Below are 6,614 nucleotides of genomic sequence, written 5' to 3'. Positions count from 1 at the left end.
GCAATGTCAGAAATGAAACGGTCATTTCGCAAGGGGATGGGGCGGCCATCGGCGGGGGTAGCGTTCCGCAGGAATAAGACCACAGTGGCGGCTGCCCGTGGTCTGCTGATGGCCTACGCCATGGCGCATCGAGCGCGCCGGGACATTGCGTATTTCAGCGGGCCTCGGATGTAATTTCTGTTGTTAGTCTAACCACAGAAAATAATAAACGTCGGCAGTCTACCGACAGAAAGTAATTTCTGTTTTCGGGCTGAAAACTTTTATTATCGGTCTAGGGCGCGGTTGATGATCCCGCCAATATCGTCGGGGTCGTCGCCCTCGATCTCGTCGCCGATCTCTTCGAGGATCAAGGCCAGCCGCAAGCCGGTCAGGTGGGTCATAGAGCGCCACCAGTCAGGCGAACGGAACCGCAGGTGAGTTAGGCGGACGGCAGCGTCATCGACCGTCAGGAAGGCTCTAGGGCCCTCCTCGAGCGGGTTGAGCTGATCGATCTGGGTAGGCGTCATGAACTCGGCCCGGATGCGTCCAGCTCGTGCCGCAGCGGCTACGGCGGCGGCGTCGTCATGGAACTCAGGGCGGGTTTCAGGTCGGCGGGTGAGGCGAATGGCCTTTTTCAGTTTTCTAATCATGCTGGGCAAATGTGCGAGCTGATGAAAGTAACGTGAAAGAGGTCAAAGGTCTGTCGCTCCATCCGCGACAGGGGCAGGTCAGGTTGATTTTTGCGAGCTGATCGACATTTGAGATTTAGCAACCGTGCTGCATGGCGGGGGCAGGTCATAGGGTCGGGCAGGGGTGTCCGGCCCTTTTTGTTTTCAGCCTGAAATCAGAAATTCAGCAAAACGAGCTGGGCAGGGGTCAAGTAGAATTGACGAGGGTCCGCCCGCTTGCGGGTGGATACGTCCATTCTGCTTGATGCCTGGCCTGCTCAAGTCAGTTTCGAAATGGTGGGGAAGAAAGCAAAGCGTCTTCCCCGCCTGCCATGTGGCGAACATCCGGTAGATGGGGGGCGCGGGTAAGCCCGCGCGGGGGCAGTAGCCTGAAAGGCTCGGCCCCCTCAACAGATCGTGTAGGCGGAGGGGTAAGTAGATAGAACTGTTGCTAAAAAGGGGTTTAGAGCGCCCGCAGGTGCGGGCGAAAGTTTCCAGTTTTGGTTGAAAAGGGTAATAAGAGGTGATAGCTACGTATTGCGATAAGAAAAACCTGAGTCGGAACCGACTGAGGAACAGAGAATAAAAGCCCCTTAGTGTTGCCGCACGAGGGGCTTCATTTTTTGGGAAGTCGGAGGGAAGAAACCCCTTCCCCCCTTCCCGTCTAAGAGGGTTTAGCTCTTAGGGGGCTTGTTGTTGCCGTAGAAGATGGCAACAGCAAGCTGGGCCACCATCAGGGCTACGATAAGAAATTCCATCTGGAACCTCCTTCTTCACGTGCCGGGCTTTAAATTTACACGCCGGATTGCCGTCCATTGTGTAGACCAACATCACAGCCCCGATTTAGGTTCGCTGGGGGTCCAGCTTAGCTTCCATCGGGGACGCTTAGACACATGGGAAGCTGCCAGAGACACAGCTTCCATGGAGACTCTTAGTGTCGCGCTATTAGGGCTGCAAGGGTTTGGCGGAAAATGGGATTTAAAAGCATGAAGAATAATAGTTTTTCATGGAAATTAAAAAAACGAATGACCCGCCGAAGCGGGCCACCCATATGATTGTCGTTGGTTAAGATTGTTAGTTGCCGCAGGCCTTAGCACTTACAAATGTTGTCATAGCGGCCATCATCATCGGCGGCTGTGGAGGTCGGGGTGAAGATGATTTCGATCACCCAGAGAATAGGGTTGGCTTGAGCGGTCGAGGCAGAGCTAGCGATTGCGATTGCCAGAACTGTAGCGGTCAAAATCCTTTTCATAACGGCCCCTCCTTTTTTGAGAGCTGAGGTAAGAATACCAAGAGTGGCCAAGCTGGACGTAGGTGAAGCTGAGAAAGTGGGGTTTGTTGACCTGAGCCCCTGATGCAGAAAGCGCACAGGTAAGTAATTAGGACTTGAAATTTGGAGGTCAGGAAAAGCCCGATATAGCAAAGGGGTAGCGATCTTGTGCGAGGGTGTGTGGCAATATGTTAACGAAATTTAATCGTAAAAACTGATGCAGGGATTCCCACTTTTGGGGGTTTTAGTAGGTCATTTTCATTGACCTGAATGCCACATTTTTGCGGGTTGTTTCTGACCGTATGGCTATAAAAACAAGGCACCTCAATAGAGTGTCAACATTGGAAGGTTTCGCGGTTCTTAATGAAGTAGGCACAAAAGCTTGTGTCGTGCGTTTGGAATCGCTAGTTTTCCAATTGAGCAACAAAAAACCCGGCGCGAAGGCCGGGGTTCATGTGAGGCTCGGTGTCCACAGTTTAGGTTTGGCGATCAAACTGCGGAAACCCGAAGATAAGGCGAATTCGGTGCAAGCACCGAACCTCTGCCTATAATTATAGGGTTAGTGGCTGCGATACGCAAGCCATGACGGCACCGTTTTGCCTCGCGATAGGGCAGGTGAAGGGTGCTATTAAAGAGCGTTGAATTTGAGGTCATAGAGCCAGGGGAAAAGGGACGGAAGCCAGTCCCGCATGTGGATCACATGCCACGCGGCTCTTTTGGTAACCCGTATGATCTGGGCGAGCTGATAGACGAAAGTACGGGCGAGATGATTTCGCTTGCAGGTTGGCGCAAGGTCCAGCAGCGAAAGTCTCTATTGGCTGAGCAATCGGACGAGCTGCGGGAAACCTTGATTCAGGCGGGTGTTGAAGTCGATTGCCAGAATAGCAGCGATATCTATTTCACGGGCGCAATCACCGGGCTTGAGTATCGCCAGAAGCAACGCAGGAATATCAATTTCCTGCCTGACATTGCCCAGCGGAATAGACGCCAGCAACAAATGAGCTTTGCGAAGTTTGCAGCTCGGCGGGAATACCTGCGGTATCTAGTGGTGACGGCAGGCGACCGGATCGAAGCGTTTGCGCATGAAGATGATATCAGGCAGCGGCGGCGTGATCTGTTGCGTCGGATTTCAAAGCTGGCTGCGTATGCGCGTGAGCGGTTCGGCATCAAGATTTATCTGGCAGCTCTGGAATGTCCGCGTGATCCTGAAACGGGAACGTATCACCTTCATGCGAATGTGATTTATGACAGTCCCAAGCTGTCAAAAAAGGATTGGTCGGGCTGGCTGCGCTCGATGCGCAAGCGGCTGAAATTCCATGTTGAGGACAACGGGCGATTGGAAAATCTGGATGAGGTTATCAAGTACATCACCAAGCCTGAACAGCTCACGGGCATGGAAGCCAGCGAGGCCAGATGGCTTTTCGATCAATGGTATCGCGGCAAGGTGATCGTGGCCTATGGCGATTACAAAGATTATCTGGCGAGCATCAAGCAACGTCGCCTGAAGATCGTGCAGCGGTCAGATGGTGAGCTGGTGTTTCTGAAAAAGGAAGTCGCGCAGCGTCGAACCTTGGAAGAACGCCTTGCTGATCTGTCTGAAAAGCTTGGGCGGGAAGTGGATCGCGGCGAGCTGGCCGAGGTCGAGGCCGCGGCGCGGTCGGATGAGATGGAAAACGTCATTCTGACGATTACTCAGCCGACCACCATGTTTGGACCCTTCAAAGAGCCCATAATCGTGCATATGGGGCTGAATCACATGCCCAAGGGGGAAGATAGCCAGAGGCGTTATTCTGATTACCTGTGGGCGCGCTCTAGGGCGTTGGACGCATGGGAACGGAACACTGACATGGCCCCCGACGATGCGCGTCGGATGGCTGAACAGCTCAAGGCTGGTGAGAATGTCGTGCCGTTGGTGATCAGGCGCCAGAAGTCGGCGGAGCCGTCTTCTTATAGGGTTCACAACAATACGTTAACTGTCCACTTTTCGGAGCCGAAGGCGGAGAATTCGTGGACAGGCATAACGCAATCTGAACTGGAAGGTTCCCTATCTGAGCAAGCAGAAAGATATTTGAGGGTTTTCGAAACCGAATATCAGGAAAAACATGACCCTTGGTTCTGGAAGAATGGCAGAAACAGGTCGGTTTTCGCGCCGGATGGAATTGAGTTCTAAGGCTTCGCCTGGTCGCAATGAAATGGAGACCAAGCGAATGCTGCTGGTAGAGCAGTTGACTGTTAATCAACTGGTTGTAGGTCGCTCCGTTCATATCGAAGATGTCAGCAGGACCGCTCCCTTACCAAGGGAGTGCTCTTGCTTGAAAGGAGTCCTAAATTGTGCAAACTAGATATTATCGGAGAAGTGAGCCTACCCGTTTGCGGTAGGTTTTTTTGTGCCTGATCTATCGTGGATCATACTCTAGATACACATGCCACTGTGAGCTGAAGCCCCTAGGAAACCTCGGGGCTTTTTTCGTTTCGGTAGCCCTCCCTCTACAGAGCAAAGAAGTGCGTTTGTGCTGTGCATTGGACGGCTTCTTGGCTCGTGAGACTTTAACCACAGTGAACCGCAGGTTTCTGCGAAAACGGGACGAAACCAATCTTCTGAGCGTCCACAATTGAACAGGTAAAACCTAAGAGCAGAGGTGCTAAATGAAAGACGACGAACCAAACAAAATCCGAATTCAAATCCGTTGGGATCAGGTGCAGGGGGAGGCTACTGGATGGCCCGGAGTTATTGCTATCTTGGTAATCTGCCTGACAGTCTTGGTATTGTGGTTTGGCTCCTAAAAGTGCCACCACCTCTTTTTTCGAGCCAGCTCCTGAGCCTGATCGCGCCAATGGTCGCGGTCTTCTTTGACCTCTGCAAGCCGCTCATGCGTTGCCTTAAGCTCCACCTCTAGCCCCTTGATCTTGATAAGTAATTCGGGTTCAGATGATACCATATCACTGATAGTATCAGTGGAAGTATCACTGGTAGGGGAGGGGGTGGTATCACGTCCTTCCATCCACTTCTTGAGGTGTTCCGGATCAATCTGCCAGTGGTTCCGATTGTTCCTAGATGCCTGTAATTTATGGGATTCTATGGCAACCATGATTGTGCGCCGGGATACCCCGGCCTGCTTCGCGGCCTTGGCTGGTGATAACATGGTATCTGATACTTTCACTGCTCGTTTCAGTGGAGTGTATCACATCAGGTATCACGAGGGAATTAGCCGGGCATACCTTGGCTGGGGCCCAGCATTTGCTTTGCAGCGTCAGTTGATTTGCGCATGGCGCGGGCGAGCATGGCGGAGAGCTTTTTGAGTAAATTCGGATCATTGGCGTCGGGGGCCGGTTCAACCTCGATGCTGTCGAGATCGCCGGCATGGATAGCGCTGCTCTTGTGTCTCTGGATTTGAGGTCGCAGCTCGGCCGCCGCTGAGGCCAGAGCTTGGTTGTCGGAGTTTTTGATAGATATTGATGTGGGTGTCAGCTCCTGCTGATCGCCTTGTATACGTCCAGAATGGCGTTCTGGCGTTTGATCAGCGCCTTGTGGTCGTGGTGTATCTGCTTCTGTCCTTCGCGTATCAGCTTTTGGTCTGCAATGATTGTCAGCAGTAGATCCCGCAAGGGCGTCTCGTCTGTCGGTGTCGGATCTGATTGCATTTAGTGCCTCCTTGGTTTCGTTGATGAATGCCGCGACTTCGGCGGCTTTGAGTTTGAGCGTTCGGTTTGCGTTGTGGTCAGGTTGATCGCCGGGCAGTTCGAGCATGATCCTGCTGCGACCACGGCCTGCAAAGATGGCGTCATTCAGCTCAAGGTGTTCGCGGTCGATCAGCTCGGCCAGCTTCTCGGCCTGCTCGGCGCGGTCATCAAGCTGGGCAATCTCTTTAAGGCTCTGGCGAAGTGCTGGCAGATCGAAGTCGTTCCGCTTCGCCTGCTGATGCTGGTCTGAGCTGAAGGCTGCGCGGTTCGCGGTGTCCAGCTCGGCCACCTTGTCGGCCAGATCGTCTTTGCTCATTTCGCGCAGGCGCTTTTCGGCAAATGCATTGTGAGCGCCAGACATAAGGCGGTGGCCTAGTTCCAGCTCCATGCGGCGGCAAATGGCCTCGTCTTTGCCTTTGCTCCGATAGAGCTTGTACGTGCGGCCTGTGTCGCTGTCCTGCGCCGGTCGGACTAGGTGCCAGTGCTTGCGGGTGACTCCGTCGGCGTCGGCCTTCTCGTGCATCGTGAGCGTTTCAGGATCATTCGGATTGAATCCGTATTCCTCCCTGATCGCTTCGACGGTTTGTTTCAACTCGTCGGGGGTTAGGCGTAGTCTGTCCTAGCTGATGCGGGCAACCCGGAAGAAATGCGGGGTTAAGACAATCTTAACGGGTGCTTGCGGCCTGCGGCGCTCCGCGCACTTTCTGGGCGGAGGTAAGACCATGAATGCAGATCAGTATGAGATTAAGAGGGCCTTGGATAGCGCGCACCGCGAGAATCTGGCGGTGATGAGCGATATCCTGAATCACCTCAAAAGGATGGAGAAGAACGACCGCGCCATGTTGGCGATTTTTGCGGCAGCGGTGGAAGAACAGGGGCGCAAGCGATGAATGTCATAGCGATGATGTTCAATGCCTACAGCCTCGCAATGTCAGAAATGAAACGGTCATTTCGCAAGGGGATGGGGCGGCCATCGGCGGGGGTAGCGTTCCGCAGGAATAAGACCACAGTGGCGG

Annotated in this window: 6 protein-coding genes; 2 read left to right on the top strand and 4 right to left on the bottom strand. The window is 53.5% G+C overall.

Annotated elements, in window-relative coordinates:
- Positions 1-263: 263 nt before the first annotated feature.
- Positions 264-629, bottom strand: coding sequence for a hypothetical protein (locus ACR0DO_RS19325; RefSeq protein WP_480500930.1), 366 nt, complete (start codon positions 627-629; stop codon positions 264-266).
- 1,108 nt (positions 630-1,737) lie between these two features.
- Entirely contained in the window at positions 1,738-1,899 is a 162-nt protein-coding gene (locus ACR0DO_RS19320; RefSeq protein ID WP_480561073.1) for a hypothetical protein, read from the bottom strand.
- A 718-nt stretch (positions 1,900-2,617) separates the two neighbouring features.
- On the opposite strand from ACR0DO_RS19320, the gene ACR0DO_RS19315 reads away from it, so the two are divergent.
- Positions 2,618-4,087, top strand: a complete 1,470-nt coding sequence (locus ACR0DO_RS19315; RefSeq protein WP_480561072.1) for a rep family protein — start codon at positions 2,618-2,620, stop codon at positions 4,085-4,087.
- Positions 4,088-4,697: 610 nt separating this feature from the next.
- On the opposite strand, the gene ACR0DO_RS19310 is transcribed toward ACR0DO_RS19315, so the two are convergent.
- On the bottom strand, positions 4,698-5,078 hold the full coding sequence (locus tag ACR0DO_RS19310; RefSeq protein WP_480561071.1) for a helix-turn-helix domain-containing protein: 381 nt from the start codon (positions 5,076-5,078) through the stop codon (positions 4,698-4,700).
- 44 nt (positions 5,079-5,122) lie between these two features.
- Complete coding sequence (locus ACR0DO_RS19305) at positions 5,123-6,190, bottom strand: hypothetical protein (RefSeq protein ID WP_480561070.1); 1,068 nt, start codon at positions 6,188-6,190, stop codon at positions 5,123-5,125.
- Between the two features lie 130 nt (positions 6,191-6,320).
- Between ACR0DO_RS19305 and ACR0DO_RS19300 the strand changes: the two genes are divergently transcribed.
- On the top strand, positions 6,321-6,488 hold the full coding sequence (locus tag ACR0DO_RS19300) for a hypothetical protein (protein ID WP_480500928.1): 168 nt from the start codon (positions 6,321-6,323) through the stop codon (positions 6,486-6,488).
- Positions 6,489-6,614 lie beyond the last annotated feature (126 nt).

This window comes from Ruegeria sp. AM9, assembly GCF_056540565.1.
Note: the sequence above shows the minus strand (reverse complement) of the source record. Positions and strands in the feature narration are given on the sequence as shown.

What these genes read in the sequence shown, in the direction of transcription:
- ACR0DO_RS19325 (WP_480500930.1), bottom strand. Translation starts at nt 629, where the DNA reads ATGATTAGAAAACTGAAAAAGGCCATTCGCCTCACCCGCCGACCTGAA.
- ACR0DO_RS19320 (WP_480561073.1), bottom strand. Translation starts at nt 1,899, where the DNA reads ATGAAAAGGATTTTGACCGCTACAGTTCTGGCAATCGCAATCGCTAGC.
- ACR0DO_RS19315 (WP_480561072.1), top strand. Translation starts at nt 2,618, where the DNA reads ATGCCACGCGGCTCTTTTGGTAACCCGTATGATCTGGGCGAGCTGATA.
- ACR0DO_RS19300 (WP_480500928.1), top strand. Translation starts at nt 6,321, where the DNA reads ATGAATGCAGATCAGTATGAGATTAAGAGGGCCTTGGATAGCGCGCAC.